Origin of the sequence: Candidatus Venteria ishoeyi, from assembly GCF_030378065.1 — a bacterium.
GTDB classification, from domain to species: Bacteria; Pseudomonadota; Gammaproteobacteria; order Beggiatoales; family Beggiatoaceae; genus Venteria; species Venteria ishoeyi.
Genome location: NZ_JAUCGJ010000007.1, coordinates 86,456 through 107,745 on the forward strand (window position 1 = coordinate 86,456; position 21,290 = coordinate 107,745).

General features: G+C 44.9%; 14 protein-coding genes and 1 pseudogene. 8 read left to right on the forward strand and 7 right to left on the reverse strand.

Going from position 1 to position 21,290, the window contains the following annotated elements:
* The first annotated feature begins 169 nt into the window (after positions 1–169).
* Positions 170–805 carry an OB-fold-containig protein gene (locus QUF61_RS03715; protein WP_103922349.1) on the forward strand — a complete coding sequence of 212 codons (636 nt, stop codon included), beginning with the start codon at positions 170–172 and terminating at the stop codon, positions 803–805.
* Between the two features lie 11 nt (positions 806–816).
* Positions 817–2,997, forward strand: coding sequence for a hypothetical protein (locus tag QUF61_RS03720; protein WP_289680514.1), 2,181 nt, complete (start codon positions 817–819; stop codon positions 2,995–2,997).
* 236 nt (positions 2,998–3,233) lie between these two features.
* Here QUF61_RS03720 and QUF61_RS03725 read toward each other — a convergent pair whose 3' ends face one another.
* Genes QUF61_RS03725 through QUF61_RS03740 form a run of 4 tightly spaced genes read right to left on the reverse strand, consistent with a single transcriptional unit; the run spans position 3,234 to position 7,466 of the window.
* Positions 3,234–3,815 carry a hypothetical protein gene (locus tag QUF61_RS03725; protein ID WP_289680515.1) on the reverse strand — a complete coding sequence of 194 codons (582 nt, stop codon included), beginning with the start codon at positions 3,813–3,815 and terminating at the stop codon, positions 3,234–3,236.
* Positions 3,816–3,855: 40 nt separating this feature from the next.
* A complete protein-coding gene (locus tag QUF61_RS03730; protein ID WP_289680516.1) occupies positions 3,856–4,995 on the reverse strand; it encodes a tellurite resistance TerB family protein in 1,140 nt (379 codons plus the stop codon).
* Between the two features lie 36 nt (positions 4,996–5,031).
* A complete protein-coding gene (locus tag QUF61_RS03735) occupies positions 5,032–6,084 on the reverse strand; it encodes a DUF697 domain-containing protein (RefSeq protein ID WP_289680517.1) in 1,053 nt (350 codons plus the stop codon).
* On the reverse strand, positions 6,084–7,466 hold the full coding sequence (locus tag QUF61_RS03740) for a YcjX family protein (protein WP_289680518.1): 1,383 nt from the start codon (positions 7,464–7,466) through the stop codon (positions 6,084–6,086). Before QUF61_RS03740 ends, QUF61_RS03735 begins: the two co-directional genes overlap by 1 nt.
* Positions 7,467–7,745: 279 nt before the next feature.
* Between QUF61_RS03740 and QUF61_RS03745 the strand changes: the two are divergent.
* The 5 genes and pseudogenes from QUF61_RS03745 to QUF61_RS03765 all read left to right on the forward strand — a co-directional run.
* Positions 7,746–7,903 (forward strand): annotated as a pseudogene (locus QUF61_RS03745) (IS1380-like element ISTro1 family transposase); the annotation flags it as partial.
* 34 nt (positions 7,904–7,937) lie between these two features.
* Positions 7,938–8,870, forward strand: a complete 933-nt coding sequence (nikB, locus tag QUF61_RS03750; protein WP_289680519.1) for a nickel ABC transporter permease — start codon at positions 7,938–7,940, stop codon at positions 8,868–8,870.
* Positions 8,871–9,243: 373 nt separating this feature from the next.
* Entirely contained in the window at positions 9,244–9,624 is a 381-nt protein-coding gene (panD, locus tag QUF61_RS03755) for an aspartate 1-decarboxylase (protein WP_103922346.1), read from the forward strand.
* Between the two features lie 5 nt (positions 9,625–9,629).
* Positions 9,630–12,479 (forward strand): excinuclease ABC subunit UvrA, encoded by a 2,850-nt coding sequence (gene uvrA, locus QUF61_RS03760; protein WP_289680521.1) that lies wholly within the window; start codon positions 9,630–9,632, stop codon positions 12,477–12,479.
* 114 nt (positions 12,480–12,593) lie between these two features.
* Positions 12,594–14,009 (forward strand): mannose-1-phosphate guanylyltransferase/mannose-6-phosphate isomerase, encoded by a 1,416-nt coding sequence (locus QUF61_RS03765; protein WP_289680522.1) that lies wholly within the window; start codon positions 12,594–12,596, stop codon positions 14,007–14,009.
* Between the two features lie 131 nt (positions 14,010–14,140).
* On the opposite strand, the gene QUF61_RS03770 is transcribed toward QUF61_RS03765, so the two are convergent.
* Positions 14,141–14,470 carry a hypothetical protein gene (locus QUF61_RS03770; protein WP_289680523.1) on the reverse strand — a complete coding sequence of 110 codons (330 nt, stop codon included), beginning with the start codon at positions 14,468–14,470 and terminating at the stop codon, positions 14,141–14,143.
* A 199-nt stretch (positions 14,471–14,669) separates the two neighbouring features.
* Here QUF61_RS03770 and QUF61_RS03775 point away from each other — a divergent pair, with 199 nt between their 5' ends.
* Positions 14,670–19,022 carry a pentapeptide repeat-containing protein gene (locus tag QUF61_RS03775; protein ID WP_289680524.1) on the forward strand — a complete coding sequence of 1,451 codons (4,353 nt, stop codon included), beginning with the start codon at positions 14,670–14,672 and terminating at the stop codon, positions 19,020–19,022.
* Between the two features lie 207 nt (positions 19,023–19,229).
* On the opposite strand, the gene QUF61_RS03780 is transcribed toward QUF61_RS03775, so the two are convergent.
* Together QUF61_RS03780 and msrP are read right to left on the reverse strand one after the other, a co-directional pair.
* The gene (locus tag QUF61_RS03780) at positions 19,230–19,829 is read right to left on the reverse strand and encodes a protein-methionine-sulfoxide reductase heme-binding subunit MsrQ (protein ID WP_103922341.1); all 600 of its coding nucleotides are present in this window, start codon (positions 19,827–19,829) and stop codon (positions 19,230–19,232) included.
* Positions 19,829–20,782 carry a protein-methionine-sulfoxide reductase catalytic subunit MsrP gene (msrP, locus tag QUF61_RS03785; protein WP_289680525.1) on the reverse strand — a complete coding sequence of 318 codons (954 nt, stop codon included), beginning with the start codon at positions 20,780–20,782 and terminating at the stop codon, positions 19,829–19,831. Before msrP ends, QUF61_RS03780 begins: the two co-directional genes overlap by 1 nt.
* Between the last annotated feature and the right edge of the window lie 508 nt (positions 20,783–21,290).

A 21,290-nucleotide genomic window follows, 5' to 3' on the forward strand; every position in this document is an offset into this window, starting at 1 on the left:
GTCTGAATTCAGTGTAAGCTTCATTCAGCCCTAAAAATGCTGAAAGCCGCTTTCACCTCATGCCAGGTGATTGATAGTCTGAATTCAGTGTAAGCTTCATACCAAGTAATTGATAGTCAGTACCGGATACAAAATTTTTTATTTTCAAAAGTGAAAAACAGGAACCTGGATGATGGATGCTGCCCCGACTTTTTTAACCACCTTATTAACTTTCCCCGCTGTAATTCCCGGCATTTTACTGGCAGTGCTGCTGGTGTATTGGCTGTTTGTCATCATTGGTGCGCTGGACATTGATTTTCTTGATTTTGATATGGATGTTGATGGCCTGGAAGGTGGCGGATTTTTTGGTTTATTCAGCGCCATAGGCATGGTCGGTGTGCCCATTACCATTTCCCTGTCACTGCTGATTTTAAGCTGGTGGATAATTTGCGTACCAACAACCTGGTATCTGATGCAATATCTACCTACGGGCTGGCTGCAACTGATTGCCGGATTTGTGGTTTTAGTCATTGCTTTGATAGTGGCGATGCGTTTGACCATCTTTTTAATTAAACCTTTTCGTAAACTTTTTATCACACACGCACACCAGAAAGTCGATTTATATGGCAAACTTTGTGTTATTACCACGGGCCGAGTCGATGAAAATTTTGGTCAGGCCAGTTATGATGACGGGGGCGCGGGTCTGATTCTTGCCGTGCGCGCCGAAACACCCAACAATTTACGCAAAGGTAGCAACGCATTAATTATTGAATATAATGAAGCACAACAGAGTTACACGGTTATTGATTATAACGAGTCACGCTAAGGAGTTTTAACATGTCTTTTTCTCTGGAATTTATTCTAACCACGATTACGTTTATTATTGTCATTGTTGTTGGCATCCTGATGCTGGTTTTGCGCTTTTTCAAAAAAGTGGAGCAGGGCAAGGCGCTGATTGTTAATACCATGAAAGCCGAACCGGTGGTAACGTTTACCGGGCGCGTGGTGCTGCCTATTGTGCATAAATCCGAAGTCATGGAAATTTCCCTGAAAACCATCGAAATTGACCGTCGCGGTCAGGAAGGTTTGATTTGTAAAGATAATATCCGTGCTGATATCAAAGTGGCATTTTTTGTACGGGTGAATAAAACCGCAGCCGATGTACTCAAAGTCGCTCAGGCCATTGGCTGCGCCCGCGCCTCAGATCAGGACACACTGGAAAACCTGTTTAGCGCCAAGTTCTCCGAAGCCTTAAAAACCGTAGGTAAACAACTGGATTTTGAAGAACTCTACAAAGAACGCGATTCTTTCCGCGATAAAATCATCGAGGTGATTGGCAAAGACCTTAACGGTTACGTGCTGGAAGATGCTGCGATTGATTATCTGGAACAAACCCCGATCAGCTCACTGGACCCTGACAATATCCTTGACTCTCAGGGCATACGTAAAATCACCCAACTGACCTCTGAGCAGCATGTGCTGACCAATGATTTTGAAAATCAGGAACAGATGAAAATCACCCAGCAGAATGTGACCGCCAAAGAAGCCATTCTGGACATGGAACGCCGTGAAGCTGATGCGGAAGCCAAGGTAGCGCGGGAAAAAGCCACGGTTGTGGCACAGGAAAAAGCCACCACCGACATTGTCACTTCCCAAGAGCTTGAAAAATCAGAAAAAGTAAGAATTGAGACCGAGCAAACCATCGAAATTCAGCAAAAAAATAAACAACGGGAAATCGAAGTTGCGGAGCAAAACCGCCAGCGCGTGATCGCCATTGAAGAAGAGCGCGTCAAACTGGCGCGAGAACAGGAAGTCATTGCGCGTGAACGGGAAGTGGAATTACAACGTATCGCCAAAGAAAAAGCCCTGGAAGAAGAGCGCCGCGAAATTGCCAACGTGATTCGTGAGCGTGTTGCGGTGGAAAAAACCGTGGCAGAAGAAGAAGAGCGTACCAAAGAACTGCGTATGGTGGCAGAAGCGGATCGTCATAAACAAGTGAAAATTATTGCCGCTGAAGCCGAAGCTCAGGAAATTCTGGTGAAAGACATCAAAACCGCAGAAGCCTCGCAGCAAGCCGCAGAATTTGCCGTTAAAGAGCAACTGGCACGCGCCGAAGCCGAGCAGGCGGTTGCTGATAAAAAAGCCCAGGCCAAAATTCGTCTGGCTGAAGGTACGCAGGCAGAAGTTGCTGCCAAAGGGCTGGCTGAAGTGCGGGTTAAAGAAGCCAATGCGATGGCGATTGAAAAACAAGGTATCGCCGAAGCCAAAGCCAAGCTTGAGCAAATGCAGGCCAATGCCAAAGGCGCGGAACAACAAGGCATGGCTGATGTGCGGGTGAAAGAAGCCAGTGCCGAATCGATTCGTAAAGTCGGTGAAGCGGAAGCCGAAGCCTTGGAAAATCATGGCATGGCAGAAGTTAAAGTCAGGGAAGCGGCAGCCGATGTGATTGAAAAACAAGGCATGGCAGAAGCCAAGGCACTGGAGCAACGCCTGCTGGCAGAAGCCACCGGCCTGGCAGAGAAATTCAAATCACTGGACGCGCTCAGCGAGAAAGGTCGTGATCATGAAGAGTTCCGCATTCGTTTGGAACAGGAGCTTAATATTGCCAAAGAAAGTCTTGCAACCCAACAAGTTACTGCGGAAAAACAAGCGGAAATCCTGTCTGAAGCCTTCAGGAACGCTAAAATCGATATTGTTGGTGGCGAGCAACTGTTTTTTGATCGCGTGATCAATGCCACCTCAATGGCAAAATCTTCCGATAGCTTTGTCAAAAATAGCGATACCACCCGCAGCCTGTTCAAAGACTACCTGGAAAATAACGCCAGCCTCACTGAAGATATCAAAGAAATTCTCACCAATCCCGCGATTTCTTCACAGGATTTAAGCAACCTCAGTCTTTCTGCCTTTCTGGGTAAACTAATGACGGTTTCTACCCCTAAGCAAAAAAGTAAAATTGAATCCTTACTACGCTGGGTGCAAAAAAACGGGCTGTCGGATGCGGAGATAGATAAATCTTAAGATTTAAGATGGTGTAAGCGTTCAGTCTCCCCCTGGGAGCGCCGACTTCCAGTCGGCACGGGCGGCTGAAAGCCACCCGCCCCAGGGCTGGCAGAATGCCAGCGTTCCCAAGGGTTTACCTCGTTCCCAACGTCTTCGTTGGGAACGCAGACCTTGCAAGCTCCAGCTTGCAGTATGTCAAGCAGAGCTTGCGAGGTAGGTGTTTAATGAGGTAAATGAGGGTCTGAACGGTTACGTTAAGGCATAAATTTCAATTCTAACCTCATGCTAAAACGATGTGCTAATGCTTCAAAATATTGTTTGGACATATCCTTGTTCCTTTTGATCATTTTTTGCTCATATTGTTCGATGGCATTATCTAGTTTGGTGTTAAGATATTTCTCAATATTAATTTCTTTTCCATCTTCTTTAACTTCTGGTATATAACCTTCATTAGCAACTTCTGTTGATATAGTTCGGCGATCAGTCGATATTTTCTCTGGTTGAGGTAATATAACAAGTAATACATTTTCACTTTCTTCTTTTTTTACTTTGATTATCGTATTTGTTATTGAATAACCATAAAATACACTCGCTTGATCAGTGCGAATATAAATATCATCACCACTAAAAATATGCCACCATTTACTTTGAAAATTAGTGAAAACTAAACTATAAATACTTTCCATTGTTGAAAGATAAGCACTTTCATTTCTAACTTTTGAAATAATTTCTCTTTCAACCATATTGTGTTTTGTTCGAAAAAAAAATAGACCAAAAATACTACTAAGAACCAATACCAATAGCATGTAAGCTATAACCCACTTTATTAATTTCATAATTTTCCTCTTAATTTTTTATAAGTAATCATTTATTAATTTATTTGCAATAAATTTGCATATATCCCATTAACATTTTTCTGCTTTTTTCAGCAATTGGTTCCCAAGTATTTGATCGTATTAATGAAGCTTTAAGCAATGTATGACTTTTTCCAGGCTGCTTTCGATTCCCTGTATCCATAGCATTACATTTAATCATTTCATACTCACCTTTAGCATCTGAATCAACCACATTACTTGATAAAATTTGTGGCTCTGGAAGTTGTTCTGATGCACCCTCACAAGCCAGTTTTGGGTAGTGATATTGTTCATCTGTAAAAATATCTACTGTATTCTTATACCCTATACCCACTTCATATTGGCGAAAACAATACCCGGAAATTGTATTTTGATCATATTTTTTATCTAAAATTGCCATATATGCAAATGCTGTAAAAAGTTTATCTGTTGACTTGAAAGATGCTGGACTAATGATAACTGTATTTTCATTATTATCTGATAAAAAAGCATCTAATGTACTTACCCATGAAATTGAATTAGAAATAAAGCCACCTGCAATAACAGAAGGAATAGTAATAATAAGTAATAAAAATAATATTCCTGGTTTTTTTATAAAATTTTTTATGGCAAAATTTTTATTATTTTTATAGTTAAAACCTTTAATCTTTCTATTCATTATAGATTCATCAATCAGTGATTGAAGTATTGAAGAATCAATTTTCATATTTTTAGCAAGTAAAGCCAATGATTTTTGTTCTGAAGGATGAATTTCATCATTAGCCGCAGCCGCTTTCACCAGCCAGGAAAGAAAGTCGATTCTTTTTTCTTCTTCCATAGGAAAATTTATAGATCTATTTCCTTTTTTTTCCTGAATAATAAATGCCTCTACTTGTTTATCAGGTATGTTGAATTTGTTACAAACCATATAAAGGAAATGTTTTTCTTGTTCATCAATTTTTCCATCAGCAAGCAATATACATATAATAGCTCGAACTAGTTTTTCATTATACTGTTCTTCTTCTACTTTATTAATCTCTCGTATTGTTGGTGCGTTATTATCCACTGGTATATTCTTGCGTGGTTTTTGTATGGGCCTACCCATCATGTTATCACCACCACGTCCACTACCGGGACTCAATATTTCATCAGAATTTGGAGGTTGATTATTGGAATCTGACATAATAATAAACTCGTTTTTTAAAAAATTAATGAAGTTTTATTTTAAGGGACGCAAACGGCGTTGCATGAGTTTCCCGATACGTTGCAAAAATAAATAATGCAACCCTGCTTCAGCAACCCGGCTACCGATAAAAGCGGAAACTTTAGCGGCGGCTGAACCGAGTGCGCCTTCTGCCAATGAGCTTATCGCATCTTCTGCCTGCGATAAATTTTCCTGGACTTGCCCAGCAATATAGCTTTGAAATAATATCAGAGCGAATAAATATAACGTCCCTAATCGTCCGGTACGAACTTGATATAAAAGGCATATTTCACGCAACAATGAAAAGCCATTGTACATAATCACTGCCATATCAATAAGGCTATTAGGGGATAATGCCGTTTTGAGTGCTGCCATTTTTGCATAATATTCAATACGGGAAACGATGGCCTCATCCAATGGCTGTAAAAAACCGGATTCAAACTGTTTGAGTTTGTCTTGCGTAGTTAAGCAGTTATCTTCTGATAATAAGCTTGTTTTGGTTTTCCTGATTTCTGATACAGAAAATTGTATTTGTTTAAATTGCTGTTGCAAAGCAGGATCATCTAATGGGTAATTTTGTAAATAATCTGTAATAGCTGTGTTTACCTTTTTTAAGTTTATTACTGAATTTGATGTTTGAATAGTACGGATACAAATTTGCTGTACCGTAGATAATCGCTGATATTGCTTGAATAAACGCAGTAATGGATAAACTACAATAGCTGTAAAAAAAATCACCACCCCCCACCCGGGAATTTGCAGCCATAGGGGGAATTGTAATAAAGATTGTATGGTATTAAGAATCAGTGAAAATACAAATAAACCAAATATTCCAATAAAAAACAACCCAACAACCCATAAAGCAGACAGCCATTGTAGTGGTAGGATAATTGGCTTACTAGAGGTTTCATCATCATCATCTTTATTTAGTGGATCTTCTTCGACTTCTTTACTATTATCTGATGGTTTATTAACTTTCAGTTCAGGCAGGTTGTTTTTATTTGGCTTTTGAATGGGTCTTCCCATTAATGAAGCAGGCTTTGAATCGGACATAATATTTAAACTCATTAATTATTAAAAATAAAATTGATAATATTTTCCATCCCGCTATGTTGTGGTGGCATGGATTTAATATAAGGAACTCTTGGCCAGATTTCAGGAAAAAAATATTGTTCGGGTTCCCAATATCCTGGCCAGCTTTCAGGTAAATCAGAAGGTAATAAATTTGACATCAAGTCATCAGGAAGAGGTGTCTCTGTTTCAGAGCCTTCCGCGCTATAAACAGGATGTCCCCATAAATTACCATTTTTCATTACCGTTGATTTAATTGCGCTGCAAACAAAAAGCTGGTGTTTAAGTTCAGGGTAATGTTTTAATTTTGGTCGTGCCAATTGATATAGTAAAGCGGATAAATTATCTACCTGCCTGTAATTTACCATATCTGATTTGGTTGCAATCAATGCAATTTTTTCTAACTTATCAAAAGAAAAAGTGAAAAATTTATATAGAGATGACAACATACCTTCTGGCTCATTGACCGATGCACGCAATACATCACCAATAATTGTTGCTGTATCATTGAGGCGTCCTGTATTTGCTACTAATAAACCATGAATATCAATCAATACCAATAGATTATTACATTGGGCTAACTGCTCAAATTGTGGTTTTACCACTTGCTTGCAATACTGTCGATAATACTGGGAATACAAATTATGAATTCCTGGGTATTTTTTTCGCAATTTTTCAGGTAATGGTGCAAATTGTCGATAAGCATCACAACCCAGGAAACGCCCCTCAATCACTTTGTTCAAGTCATCATGATAAACAGGTTGCTGCCCCCTGGTATCGAGCGCAAAAACGGAAGGTGTGATAAATGCCCCGTAATTAAACATGAAACGAGCTAAAGTGCGTTTATAGGTATCCAGCACTTTTTTATTATTAAATACTTTACTTTCTTTATCTAATTCAGTTTGTAAACAGTCAAAATATTCTTTTGCCAATCTGCAACAAGGTGGATCGCTTTCAATGCGTTCTAATATTTTATCACTCCATGCATCAAAATCATTATTATCTGTCAGCATGATAGCATCATTAAACCGTTCCCCAGGAAAATCAAGGAAAGTAAAATCTACATCTGTCCATGACCAGTCGCTACGTTTAAGTTGACAGCGAAAATAGGTGGTGTCTGTCGTTTTATCAGGCCATTTTTTGCTATCTATCAATGTGTTAAAATATTTTTTATGTTCAAAAAAATCTAGATTTATGCCTTCCCTGATTTCCTTGAATTTGTAGATTTCAGCTTTTTGTTTTTTGTTGTTAGCATCTAATTGTAATTTATCGGGATCATGATTTTTTAGTTGTGAAATGAGTGAGGTTAAAAATACTGTCTTTCCCGCGCCGCTAATACCAATAATACCAATAGTTTTTTTAAATGTTTGAAGTGCCATAACATTCCTCTAACTTTAGTGTATTCAAACTGATACCTTGTTTAATAATACAAATTATTTTACTTGATAAACCCCATCCATTTTGAAATCGACAGTTTATAATAGCAGGGTTGGCGTTCATTTTACACAAAATTGGAATAAAGCCCACAAACTTTACATAAATATGCGCTAACAGTACCCCATTGGCGAACACAAGAGCCGTTGATGGCACTTTACAAAATAAGTACGAAATAAGTATTTGAAGACATTCATACTTTTTAAAAAATTTAAAATATCAACATGAGTACTCAAACAAACCCCGAACAACTCCGTTTTCCCTCAATACCCGGTATGAGTGTCCGCGCTGATTTTGATAGTGGAGCCTTATCAAGCTATTTCGCAGGATTACTGACCAGCAAATTGGTTTGAGTACTCGCATTGCTGCAATGATTCATAATAAACTTCAAAGTCGTATGTTATGCTTACAACATCATGTTCCAATTTTTTTTATCACGTCTATTCAGCACCCTGATTGTTGTTTTCGGGGTTGTCACTTTAGTTTTTTTATTAATCCATCTGGTGCCCGGTGATCCGGTGGAAGTCATGCTGGGCGAATCAGCCAAACCGGCTGATCGTGAGGCGTTTCGCCATGCCTTGGGTTTGGATCAACCTATCTGGCAGCAATGGCTGAATTATTTTGCCAAATTAGCCCAGGGTGATTTGGGTATTTCCCTGCATTCCCGGCAACCGGTGGCCGAAATCCTTATGCAGCGTATTCCGGCAACGGTACAATTAGCTGTAATCAGCTTATCACTGGCGGTTTTGATTGCTTTGCCGCTGGGCAGTATTGCTGCGCTGCGCCGCAATACACTATGGGATCAAGGTGCGATGAGCTTTTCTCTACTGGGCGTGTCGATTCCCAATTTCTGGATGGGGCCGTTGCTGATTCTGGTATTTTCCTTGTGGCTGGGCTGGTTTCCGGTTGATGGCAAAGATCAGGCTTTAAGCTTCGTGTTACCCGCGCTGACCTTGGGTACTGCGTTGGCAGCTATTCTTGCGCGTATGGTGCGCGCTACCTTGCTGGAAGTGTTGGGTGAGGATTATATTCGCACCGCCCGTGCCAAAGGGCTACGGGAAAATGCAGTGATCTTAAATCACGCTTTGCGTAACGCGGCTTTGCCGCTTATCACCATTTTAGGGCTGCAACTGGGGACTTTACTGGGCGGTGCGGTGATTACTGAAATTATTTTTTCCTGGCCTGGTTTGGGTTACACCCTGGTTGAGTCCATACAGCGCCGTGACTATCCTTTAGTGCAGGGTTGCGTGTTGATTATCAGTTTGACTTACGTGGTCATTAATATGCTGACAGATGTTGTTTATGGCTTATTAGATCCCAGAATACGCTTAAGTCATTCGAGTTTTTAATGGTCTTAGGGGTGAGGATGAAATAAATGCAGAAACTGGGTGCAGGATTTTTATTCATTTTCAAGGCGTGAAAACAGGCGCATAGCAAGCTATGTAACTGTTTTCACAACGCAGAAAATGGAGAAAAAGACCAGCCAAGTTGCTGAAGTTATAAAATTCTCACTCCTTAATCGCTCCATCATAGTTTTTACTTCGGAAATGAAGCACAGTAGATTTTTCAGGGCATTTGACTTAGTGTTCCGGGAAAATTTTAAGACATTTCCGGAGCAGACATGATTATTTAAGCTTATCTCAAATTCAGGCGTTTAGATTCTGAGCGGGATATTATAAAATAATCGGTTTTTTATAGAAAATGAGTGGGGAATACTCTGTTATGCAATGCACTTTATTAAAAAGCAAGCTACATCGTGCATGTGTCACTCATGCTGAGTTGGAATATGAAGGCTCATGCGCGATTGATCGGTTTTTGATGAATGCCGCCAATATCCTGCCCTATGAGCAACTGCATATTTACAATGTCACCAATGGCGAGCGTTTTGTGACTTATGCCATTGAAGCGGAAGCAGGTAGCCGGATTATTTCCATTAATGGCGCTGCCGCGCATAAGGCCAGTCCTGGGGACAGAATTATTATCTGTACCTATGCCAGCTTAAACCAGCAGGAAATGGCGCAGCACAAACCCGCGCTGGTTTATCTTAATGAACAAAATCATATGACCGGCACGCGCAATGCCATTCCGGTACAGGCTGCCTAACTTTCATGAACCGTATTCTCCTGCACGGCGTGCGCACCCATAACCTGAAAAATATCGACCTGGAACTGCCGCGTGATCGTTTGATTGTGATCACCGGCCTGTCCGGTTCCGGTAAATCCTCTCTGGCTTTTGATACCTTGTATGCAGAAGGCCAGCGGCGTTATGTGGAGTCCTTATCCGCTTATGCACGGCAGTTTTTGTCAATGATGGAAAAACCGGAAGTGGAGCATATTGAAGGGCTGTCTCCGGCAATTTCTATTGAACAAAAATCCACTTCGCATAATCCGCGCTCCACTGTGGGCACGGTGACGGAGATTTATGATTATTTGCGTTTATTGTTTGCGCGGGTCGGCGAGCCGCGTTGCCCGGAGCATGACATTATCCTGAATGCCCAGACCGTCAGTCAGATGGTCGATCAGGTGTTGACCCTGCCGGAAAAACAGGCCTTGATGATACTCGCACCGGTGGTAAAAAACCGTAAAGGTGAGCATCATTTGCTGTTAGAGCAGTTGCAGGCGCAGGGTTTTATCCGCGCCCGCATTAATGGCGAAATCTGTCTGCTGGAAGATCCACCGAAACTGGCTTTGCGTAAAAAACATACCATTGAGGTGGTGGTGGACAGGTTTAAGGTGCGTTCAGATTTGAAACTGCGGCTGGCGGAATCCTTTGAAACCGCCTTAAAGCTGGGTGAAGGTATTGCCTTGGTAGTGCCGATGAAACCAGAAGACGCGGATAGCCTGCAACATGAACTGACGTTTTCTGCAAACTTTGCCTGTCCACAATGCGGTTATAGTTTGTCTGAACTGGAACCACGTTTGTTTTCTTTTAACAGCCCTAACGGGGCTTGTGAAGAATGCGACGGGCTGGGCGTTAAAGGTTTTTTCGATCTTAAAAAAGTGATTAAAAATCCGGATCGCACCCTGGCGGCAGGCGCGGTGCATGGCTGGGACAAGCGCAACCCCTGGGCTTATCAGTTATTGGAAAGTCTGGCGCGGCATTATGAATTTGATTTGGATGCACCTTTTTCCGAGCTGCCGGAAGCGATTCGGGAATTGATTATTCAGGGCAGCGGCGGTACAGAAATTGAACTCACCTGGTCTAATGACAAGGGCAATGTGTATACCCGCAAAAAAATCTTTGAGGGGGTATTGCCGAATCTGGAGCGGCGTTATCGGGACACCGAATCCAATGCCGTGCGTGAAGATTTATCCAAATATCTCAGCCACCAGGCTTGTAAAGTTTGTGGTGGCACGCGGCTGAATGAAGCGGCGCGGCATGTGTTTGTGCAAAATCATAGCCTGCCGCAGCTTACCCGTCTGCCCGTAGCAAGCGCAGCCTTGTTTTTTGAACAATTGCACTTAGACGGCTGGCGCGGCGAAATTGCCACAAAAATCTGCAAGGAAATCAGCGAGCGCCTGCAATTTCTGGTCAATGTCGGTCTTGATTATTTAAGCCTGGATCGCAGCGCGGAAACCCTCTCCGGGGGCGAAGCCCAGCGTATTCGGCTGGCTTCGCAAATCGGTGCGGGTCTGGTGGGGGTGATGTATATTCTGGATGAGCCTTCCATCGGTTTGCATCAGCGGGACAACGAGCGCCTGCTGAAAACCCTGACCCATTTACGGGATTTGGGAAATACTGTGATTGTGGTGGAACATGATGAAGAGGCCATCCGCAGCGCGGATCAAATCATCGACATCGGCCCCGGTGCGGGGGTGCATGGCGGCGAAATCGTGGCACAAGGCACGGCAAGCGAAGTCATGCAGGTTAAAGATTCCTTAACCGGACAGTATTTATCGGGTTTAAGAGCTATTAAAATACCCAAGCAACGCACAGCCCCGAATAAGCAAAAAAAACTCATCCTCAGCGGTGCCAGCGGGCATAACCTGAAAAACGTCAAACTGGAAATCCCCGCCGGTTTATTCATTTGCGTGACGGGAGTTTCCGGCTCTGGCAAATCTACCTTAATCAACGATACCTTATATCCGCTGGCGGCTAATAGCCTCAATCATGCCAGTCACGATATTGCGCCTTATCAAAAAATTACGGGCGTGGATTGTTTTGATAAGGTAGTGGATATAGACCAGTCACCGATTGGTCGTACCCCGCGCTCCAACCCCGCGACTTACACGGGCTTGTTTACCACCATCCGTGAACTGTTTGCCGCTACTCATGAATCGCGTTCCCGCGGTTATAAACCGGGGCGTTTCAGCTTTAATGTCAAAGGCGGACGTTGCGAGGCCTGCAAAGGGGATGGGGTTATTAAAGTGGAAATGCACTTTTTGCCCGATGTGTATGTGCCGTGTGATGTCTGTACGGGTGCGCGTTATAACCGTGAAACTCTGGATATTCAGTACAAGGATAAAACCATTTCCGATGTATTAAGCATGACGGTGGAAACCGCCGCCGAATTTTTTGCACCGGTGCCGGTGTTAAAGCGCAAACTGGATACGCTGATGGACGTGGGTCTGTCTTATCTAACCCTGGGTCAGAATGCCGTTACGCTGTCCGGCGGCGAAGCGCAGCGGGTGAAGCTGGCGCGGGAACTGTCTAAACGCGATACCGGGCGCACCTTGTACATCCTTGACGAGCCGACTACGGGCCTGCATTTTCATGATATTGAATTATTGTTGAGCGTGTTACATCGCCTGCGCGATCATGGCAATACCGTGGTGGTGATTGAACACAATCTGGATGTGATTAAAACTGCCGACTGGATTATTGACCTGGGTCCCGAGGGCGGCGATGGTGGTGGACAAATTATTGCCAAAGGTACCCCGGAGCAGATCGCCAAACATCCCACCTCCCATACTGGACGCTTTCTGGATAAGGTATTATTGAATAATATGCAGCCTTAACCATCAAAAACCGTTGCCTGGTTGCGATTTTTTAAACAATCAATTGAGTTCAAAAAAGAAACGATCATGTAACATCAGTTAAACCCTTATAAACCATTGCCCAGAGAGTCGTTTATGTTACATCCTGTTATTTTATCCGGTGGTATTGGCAGCCGTTTATGGCCCTTATCACGCGAGCATACCCCAAAACAACTACTGCCCCTGATGGGGGAAAAAACCCCGTTACAAACCACGATTGAACGCCTTGAAGGACTGCCGGAGCAAGTTGCGCCGTGGATTTTGTGTAATGAAGATCATCGTTTTCTGGTGGCGGAACAATTGCGCCAAATACAACAAACAACCACCGGCATCATTCTGGAACCCGTTGGACGCAATACCGCACCAGCAACAGCGATTGCTGCGCTGGCAGCATTGGATAAAGATCCTGATGCCATATTGCTGGTTCTGCCCGCCGATCATTTGATTGCCGATATTGCACGTTTTCAACATGCAGTTGTACAAGGTCTGGAGCTGGCTCAGGATTATCTGGTAACTTTTGGTATTGTGCCGCTGTATCCAGAATCTGGTTATGGTTATATTCGCGGTGGCAAGGCGATAGAAGGTGTGGAAAGCGGTCTGCAAGTTGGTGCTTTTGTCGAAAAACCCGATACTGAAACGGCTAAAACCTATCTGGATAGCGGTGACTATTACTGGAACAGCGGCATGTTTATTTTTTCTGCCGAGCGATACCTGAAAACACTGGGGCATTTTGAACCAGCTATTTTAGCCGCTTGCGAAGCAGCTTATGCCGGAGAAAGTATTGATCTGGAACGTGATTTTATCCGCCTGGAGGAAACCGCGTTTCAAAGCTGTCCCAGCCAATCCATTGATTATGCGGTTATGGAAAAAACGGAAAGTGCCGCAGTGATTCCACTTGATGCAGGCTGGAATGACATCGGTTCCTGGTCAGCCTTGTGGGATCTCAGTGCGCAGGATGAAACTGGCACCGTGTGTCGTGGTGATGTTTTAAGCGAGTCGGTCAGCAACAGTTATTTACGCGCAGAATATCGCTTGCTGGCGGTTTTAGGTGTATCAGATTTAATTGTGGTGGAAACGGCTGATGCGGTACTGGTTGCACACAAAGATCAGGCGCAACAAGTTAAAAATATCGTCACCCGCCTTAAACATACCCAACGTGCAGAAGTTGATCTACACCGTAAGGTGTATCGTCCCTGGGGGAGTTATGAGCTGATGGACAGCGAACCCCGGTTTCAGGTGAAACGTATTCGGGTTAATCCAGGTGCCAGCTTATCTTTACAAATGCATCATCACCGTTCCGAACATTGGGTGGTGGTGGCAGGCACGGCAAATATTCATCGTGATGGGGAGCAGTTTTTATTAACTGAAAACCAGTCCACTTATATTCCTCTGGGCACACGTCATCGTCTGGAAAACCCCGGAAAAATTCCCCTGGAAATTATTGAAATCCAGTCTGGCAGCTATCTGGGGGAAGATGATATTATCCGGTTTGAGGATGAATATGGGCGTTAAATAATTCTGAGTTCAATTTAGATTTCATTTTACCAAAATTTTAACTTCCTGATTCAGCAATCAGGAAGTTAAGCAGGGCTGTATTACTGATTTCGCTATTCTCGGACAGCCTCCCAGAAGTGAGGCGGCATCTATAACATGGTTTTCAGCATTTTCCGATCACAGTCAACACAGGCATAAAACTGGCAGCTTGGAAAGCAGCTCTTTTTACCGTAACAATCATTTTTAGTTCTCAGACATACATCTTCAAATGAATCTTGATCATAGACAGTAAATTCTGCATCCACCTCGAAATAGCGTAGTTGGCGGTAGTTATCGAAATACACGCAAACTGAACCACCGAATAGACGAACGCCATAGATTCTTGCAATATCCGTACAGTCAGATAAAACACCGCTGATTTCTATGCAATCACCCGTGCGCAACTCAGTCGCTTTTTTAATGACACCTACATTACTCATGAGCAGTTCTCCCGAATGTCTCTTTGATAGAAACTTGTAATACGCTGTTAATGTACTTATTAATTTATTTATACTTATTATTATCATAGACTATAATCATTGGCCTTAAAAGTCCTAAGGCTTTAAAATCTCATTTCAACTATGTGTTAATATCATCATCAAGCCAGTCATAGCAAGGTGTTAAAAAGGTTGAATATTTATGAAAAAATTAATTTTAATTTGCTTATTTCCTTGCTTATTGACACTGATTTCACCTGCGCGCGCATTTATTCCTGATCCGTTTCTGGCGATAGAATGGTATCGTCTGCTGGCCTTAAAAAGCTGTGTTAATTGCGATCACTTAAATGGTATTTTTATGATCTGGAAAGATTTCCAGAATATAAATGTCAAAGGTTCGCGCATGATAGGTTCGCGCTATATTGCCACCAACCTGTCTTTTTCCAATTTCAGTTATGCCGATTTGTCAGAAAGTCATTTTTCTTATTCCGGTTTGCAGGGCGGTGATTTTGAAGGCGCGAATCTGGCGCGAGCCGTGTTTTACCGGACGGATTTAGAGGGTGCAAAATTTATCGGTCCAGGCCGTAAAAAAGGTGAAGCGATGGATCAGCAGCGCGATTTTCTGGATGCGCGTGGTGCAATTTTTATTCGGGCTTTTCTGGAAGGTGTTCAATTTAAAGATGTGGATTTGCGTGGCGCAAATTTTTCCGGTGCCTTGCTGAATAAAGCCTCATTTGTGCGCTGCAAGCTGGATACTTCGCAATTGGTGCATATTAATAAAACCGGGGTGTTTCTGGAAGATACGCCTTATGTTAATCAAGCCGATGATGAAGCCGATTTGCCGGAATTAACCCCCGGTGACAGCAGCGAACCCGCACAGCCTCCGGCGGGTCTGCAAAGTCTGAGCAAAGCCGATGTTGAAACCCTGGAAGCACCATTTTTTTCAGCTTTTCTGCCCACTGAAGTACCCTTGATTTCTGAGGACGCAACTTCCGGTATCAGTTGTGAGCAACTCAAACAAATTCCCGCCCTATCCCTGTCCAGCCAGACTGCCAGTGGTTTGAAAGACGGTGAATTAAACCCGCTGGAAGGCTTGCAGCCCAAGCAAATGGCGGTACTGCCGACAAGTGCCACGGCTTGTTTTAGCAAAGATCAAATGAGCAATCTGCACCCGGACACCCTAAAAGAAATGACAGCGGAACAGGCCAAGACCCTGACCCCAGATGCAGTTTCCGGCTTAAGCGGTACCCAGTTAGACGCCTTGCCCTCAACCACGCGCGCGGCCTTAACCGATGAACAGTTAGCGCAATTACCCGCTGAGGATTTAACCAGTTCCGGTAATCCGCAGGACTGGAACGATAGCACCGTTGCCAGCCTCACTGCCCCTATTATCGCTGGTATGCTGCCCGCTAATGTCGCCAACTTTTCCCCCAGCCAGACCCCCTTGATTCCCGCAGATGCCATGTCCGGTTTCAGCACCGAGCAGATAAGCCAAATCAGCGACAACGCAATGGCGGCATTTTCCGCAAGCCAATTGGCGCAAGTTTCAACGACAGCAATGGCAGGTATCACCGCCAGTCAAATCAGCGCCATGCCGGCAGATACCTTAAGTACGCTCAGCGAGGCGCAGTTGGCAGCCCTGCCGGTTGCCGCCATAGCCGCCATCAGCGCGGAACAAGTGGGGGCGATACCCGATAAAAGCTTTGCCGGTTTCACCGCTGAACAGATAGGCCAAATCAGTGATAGCGCAATAGCGGCATTTTCTGCAACCCAGTTGGCGCAAGTCACCACAACAGCGATAACGGGCATCACTGCCAGTCAGATCAGCGCCATGCCGGCAGATACCTTAAGCACGCTCAACACAGAACAACTAGCCGCCTTACCGGTTGCTACCATAGCCGCAATCAGTGCGGAACAAGTGGAGGCAATACCCGGTAAAAGCCTTGCCGGACTCAGCCCTGAGCAGTGGGCTGCGGTGCCGCCTGCGGCAATGGCTGGTTTGACTGACAACCAGCTTAATGCCGTGCCCGGCAATGTGCTGGCGACAACCAGCCCGGAACAAATCGCGGCTATGCCCCCCGCAGCATTTGCCGGTATGTCAGAAAATAATCTGCCGCAACTCAGTGACAGCGCATTAGCCGCCATCAGCACAGACCAGGCCAGCCAGATTCCTCCAGCGGCAATGGCAGCACTCAGCGCTGAACAATTGGCCTTAAACACTACGCTGAATGCGCCAGCACCACTGTCTGATCATCTTGATCCTGCTAATTTGGGCAACGTGGATGCAGCGACGCTCGCCACATTACCCGATGAAGTATTAGCTGTGCTGGGAGAAGATGAATTTCCCCAATTATCGGCAGATGCCTTGAGCAATTTAAGCGCCAGCCAGATCGGACAATTATCCCCGGATGCCTTATCCAGCATGACCTCAGCACAGGCCCAGGCTTTGCCTCAAGATGCGCTGGCAAATCTCAGCGCAGTGCAGCTTGCCAGTTTACCCACGGCAGTTTTCAGTGAATTGAGTCCCGCCCAGGTTGCCCAAATTCCTGCGCTCAGCATGGCTGGCATGAATGCTGAACAAATGGCGGCGCTATCGCCAACGGCCCTGGCGGCGTTAACGGTAGCGCAATGGTCAACACTGCCTGCCCACAGCCTGAATCAAATCAGCCTGGCACAAGCACCAGGCTTGTCTCAAGATGCAATGGCAAATCTCAGCACAGGGCAACTGGCGAGCCTGCCCGCAACCGCTATCGCGGGGTTTAGTCCTGCCCAGGTTGCACAAATACCCGCACAAAGCATAACCAGCATGAATGCCGAACAAACGGCGGCGCTATCGCCTACGGCCCTGGCAGCATTAAGTGCAGAACAATGGTCGGCGCTGCCTGCGCACAGCCTGAGCCAGCTTAGCACGGCACAGGCTGGTTTAATTTCTCCAGTCATTTTACAACAGCTCAGCATTGCACAATTTCAACAATTACCTGCGGACGCCTTCAGCGGATTTTCCGCGCTTCAGTTTGGTAATCTGCCCGTGCAGCTACTGGCAGAAATTAATAAAACACAATTAAGCGCCTTACCCTCACTGGCAGGTCTAGGCAGCGCCGGATTAGCGGCATTACCCAGCAACGCGCTGGGTAATGTTTCAGCCAGCGCCTTCAGCGGCCTGGAGGATACCGCACTGGCGGGTTTATCCGCCACGCAACTGGCAACGCTGAATACGGCAATTTTTGCCGATTTTACCCCCACGCAATTACAACAAGTGCCGGTCAGCAGTTTTTCCGGCTTGGGCGGGGCGCAACTGAGCAGTATTCCCGCTACTGCTTTGAGTACGCTGACGGGGCGACAACTGGCGGCAATGGGACAGAATGTTTTAAGTGTATTAAGTGAAGCACAAGCCGCCGCGCTTTCCGCCGATGCCCTGTCCGGTCTGAGTGCAGAAAGGCTCGGCGAGTTTACAGAAACCATTTGGAATCAATTCACCGGTCCGGCTTTGGGCGGAATGCCTGCCAGAACCATTCAAGCCATTTCCCGCTTTCAATTCCTGCAACTGAATGCCACCGCGCTCAGTGCCATACCCAGTGAAAATATTGGCAAATGGCTGGTTAATCTTGACAGCGCCAGTGTTTTTGTCGAAGACTGGACGGGTCTGCTGCCAACAGGATGGGCATTAAATGACACCACCGGAGCAATTACCGCACCAGCCGGGGGACGGGTGGCTTACCGCACACTCGCTGATGTATCCACCAATCAACTGACATTCCCCAGCCTGCCGGATTGGACAACAGATTTTGCTTTAAGCGGGGTTTTACAAAACACCAGCACCACCACGCCACTGCAAGACTTGCAATCGGCATTGGCAATGCTGGGTTTTGCCAATTATCTCTGGTCGCAAGACAGCAATGGCACGGTGCATGTGCAAAACTTCACAGATAACAACCTGCATTTTAGCTTTATTCCCGATGCCCAGCGCAGCCTGTATACCGGCAACACCACGCCGCTACTCTATCTGGATGAACAGGATACCTATGTCTTGCGCACCCAAAAAGGCATTATTTACCCACTGATTCCGGTTATTGGCGATCCCCAGGGTATGCTCAGCACCCTGCCGGGAGCCATCATCCACATTGGCAACCAGGGGGAAACCCGTATCACCCAAAGCAGCACCGGGCTGGCGCTCAGCGTGTTAGCCGCGCCACTGCTGGCAAATAGCAGCAGCGGCGCGGGTATCAGTTATGGAACACAGGACGGCCTGAATACCGCCTATTTCATCAGCAGCAATGGCACAGCACAAAAACTCTGGGCCATGCCGCAAACCACACAAGATTTTATTGATTTGACAGGCAGCCTGGATGGCATCAATGAGATTCATGTCAGTCAAGCTAATGGCGCAATCACAGTGACACTGGATACGGGAGCCGTGTATAACGTTCAGCCGGCATTGGGTTTCACCCCAGCCAGCGCAGGGCAACAAACGCAATCACCCCATTTTGAAATTGACACAAATAATCAGATTATATTTGTTGATTATCTGGGGAACCGGCAGGGGATGGGCTTATGACAGCAAAGCATTAAGGAGTGAGAATTTTATAACTTCAGCAACTTGGCTGGTCTTTTTCTCCATTTTCTACGTTATGAAAACAGTTACATAGCTTGCTATGCGCCTGTTTTCACGCCTTGAAAATGAATAAAAATCCTGCGCCCAGTTTCTGTATTTATTTCATCCTCACTCCTAAGGCAAAACCTTATTAACAGGATTTAAATATTTTTATGCTGCCCGATAACGCCGCAGGAATAGTAATATCGCTAAAATTACAGCATAAATAACTGGCTCGCTGATGTCTAATTTAACCAGCCACCAGAAATGGATGACCGCAGCAATCGCAATCAGGTAAACAGCGCGGTGTAAACGCTGCCAAGCCCGTCCCCCCAGATAACGCATCATGTAGGCATTAGACGTGATTGCCAATGGCAGCAATAAGACAAAGGCAAAAAAACCGACGGTAATATAAGGGCGTTTGATAATGTCAGAGACAATAGGCTGCCATGCTAAAGTACCGGCAAAAACATGATCGAACAGCAACCAGGACAGGAAGTGTAAACAGGCATAAAAAAAACTATATAAGCCTAACATGCGGCGCAATCGGAGTAAGTCATGCCAGCCGGTTAATCGGCGCAGCGGCGTGATTAACAAGGTCAATAATAAAAAACGTAAAGCCCAGATGCCGGTTTCATGTAATATCTTTTCTGCAGGGTTTGCGCCTAACTGTTCCAGGCTGGCATTAACCATCAATAAGACCAGTGGCAGCAATGCCACAACAAAAACAAGGGGCTTAATCCAGTTAAGCTGTAATGTTTTCAAATTCATTAAAATGCTTTGCTCAAATCCATACCTGCATACAAATGCCCTACCTGCTCAGCATAACCATTTAAAAACCGGGTTTCCTGCTTAAACAGGCTGGAAAAAAAGCCACCGCCCAGTTTGCGCTCCGTTTTTTGACTCCAGCGCGGATGATCCACCGCTGGATTGACATTGGCATAAAACCCATATTCATCAGGCCCCATGCGTCCCCATGTGGTTGCAGGCCGGGTTTCCGTAAAATGGATACGCACGATTGATTTAATACTTTTAAAGCCATATTTCCAGGGCACCACCAGACGCAGAGGCGCGCCGTTTTGCTTGGGCAGGGTTTCTCCATAAAGCCCCACGGCTAAAATGGTCAGCGGATGCATCGCCTCATCCATGCGCAAGCCTTCCACATAAGGCCAGTCCAGGCTGAAACGTGATTTCTGCCCCGGCATTTGTTCCGGGTCGTGCAGGGTTTCAAATGCCACATATTTTGCATTTGCCGTAGGGCCAAACCGTTTTAATAAATCAGCCAGCGGAAAACCCACCCAGGGAATCACCATTGACCAGGCTTCCACGCAACGCAAGCGGTAAATGCGCTCTTCTAAAGTGTGCGGTTTTAAGATATCTTCCAGGGTATAGGTGCCGGGTTTTTCTACAGCACCATCAATACGCACTGACCAGGGTGTGGTCTTAAAATATTTCGCCAGCAAAGCCGGTGCACTTTTGCTACTGCCGAACTCATAAAAATTATTATAATTCGTCACCTTGTCATAGGGCGTTGGGGTTTCGCTGGTGCTGTAGGGGCTTTTTTTCAAACAGGGAAAGTCACTGGATTTTGCCTGCAAGGCTTCCGGCAATAAAGCCAAAGCACCCAGACCCAGAGTGTTTTGAATAAACTGGCGGCGTTGTAAATACACCGATTTTGGTGTGATTTCAGAACTAGGAATGTCGGCAGGGCGTTGGATTAACATAGGAGGCTCCTGGTTTTAGAATCAATGAATATCAGACCATCAGGCGCGACCATTTTATTCATAGATGAACAATCATTAATCTGGGTAATGATCAATTTCGGCCACGGCTTTATTGATTATTGTCTTCATTGATTTCATTATTGATTATGGCTTCGTTGTTAATTGAAACTTCTTTGGGTTGGTACAAGTTACCAGGTTACCTTGTTCCCAATCTCTAGGAGGCTGTCCGAGAACAGCAAAATCAGTCATTTTTCTAAATTTAACTCATTATTTATCAATGAGTTAAAAATCCAGTTTTTTGAAAAACTGAGTTCTCGGACAGCCTCCTAGATTGGGAACACCTGCACTTCAAGCTCTGCTTGGTGCACTGCAAGCAGAGCTTGCAAGGCAGGCGTTACCAAGCAAGAGCTTGGTAACGAGGATATTATTTGAGTCGGGCATCACACTGTCTCCTGGAATTTTTTATAAAATCAACATTGTTAATATGTATTTTTGGATATTATAAGGT

What these genes read in the sequence shown, in the direction of transcription:
- QUF61_RS03715 (WP_103922349.1), top strand. Translation starts at nt 170, where the DNA reads ATGATGGATGCTGCCCCGACTTTTTTAACCACCTTATTAACTTTCCCC.
- QUF61_RS03720 (WP_289680514.1), top strand. Translation starts at nt 817, where the DNA reads ATGTCTTTTTCTCTGGAATTTATTCTAACCACGATTACGTTTATTATT.
- QUF61_RS03725 (WP_289680515.1), bottom strand. Translation starts at nt 3,815, where the DNA reads ATGAAATTAATAAAGTGGGTTATAGCTTACATGCTATTGGTATTGGTT.
- QUF61_RS03730 (WP_289680516.1), bottom strand. Translation starts at nt 4,995, where the DNA reads ATGTCAGATTCCAATAATCAACCTCCAAATTCTGATGAAATATTGAGT.
- QUF61_RS03735 (WP_289680517.1), bottom strand. Translation starts at nt 6,084, where the DNA reads ATGAGTTTAAATATTATGTCCGATTCAAAGCCTGCTTCATTAATGGGA.
- QUF61_RS03740 (WP_289680518.1), bottom strand. Translation starts at nt 7,466, where the DNA reads ATGGCACTTCAAACATTTAAAAAAACTATTGGTATTATTGGTATTAGC.
- nikB (WP_289680519.1), top strand. Translation starts at nt 7,938, where the DNA reads ATGTTCCAATTTTTTTTATCACGTCTATTCAGCACCCTGATTGTTGTT.
- panD (WP_103922346.1), top strand. Translation starts at nt 9,244, where the DNA reads ATGCAATGCACTTTATTAAAAAGCAAGCTACATCGTGCATGTGTCACT.
- uvrA (WP_289680521.1), top strand. Translation starts at nt 9,630, where the DNA reads ATGAACCGTATTCTCCTGCACGGCGTGCGCACCCATAACCTGAAAAAT.
- QUF61_RS03765 (WP_289680522.1), top strand. Translation starts at nt 12,594, where the DNA reads ATGTTACATCCTGTTATTTTATCCGGTGGTATTGGCAGCCGTTTATGG.
- QUF61_RS03770 (WP_289680523.1), bottom strand. Translation starts at nt 14,470, where the DNA reads ATGAGTAATGTAGGTGTCATTAAAAAAGCGACTGAGTTGCGCACGGGT.
- QUF61_RS03775 (WP_289680524.1), top strand. Translation starts at nt 14,670, where the DNA reads ATGAAAAAATTAATTTTAATTTGCTTATTTCCTTGCTTATTGACACTG.
- QUF61_RS03780 (WP_103922341.1), bottom strand. Translation starts at nt 19,829, where the DNA reads ATGAATTTGAAAACATTACAGCTTAACTGGATTAAGCCCCTTGTTTTT.
- msrP (WP_289680525.1), bottom strand. Translation starts at nt 20,782, where the DNA reads ATGTTAATCCAACGCCCTGCCGACATTCCTAGTTCTGAAATCACACCA.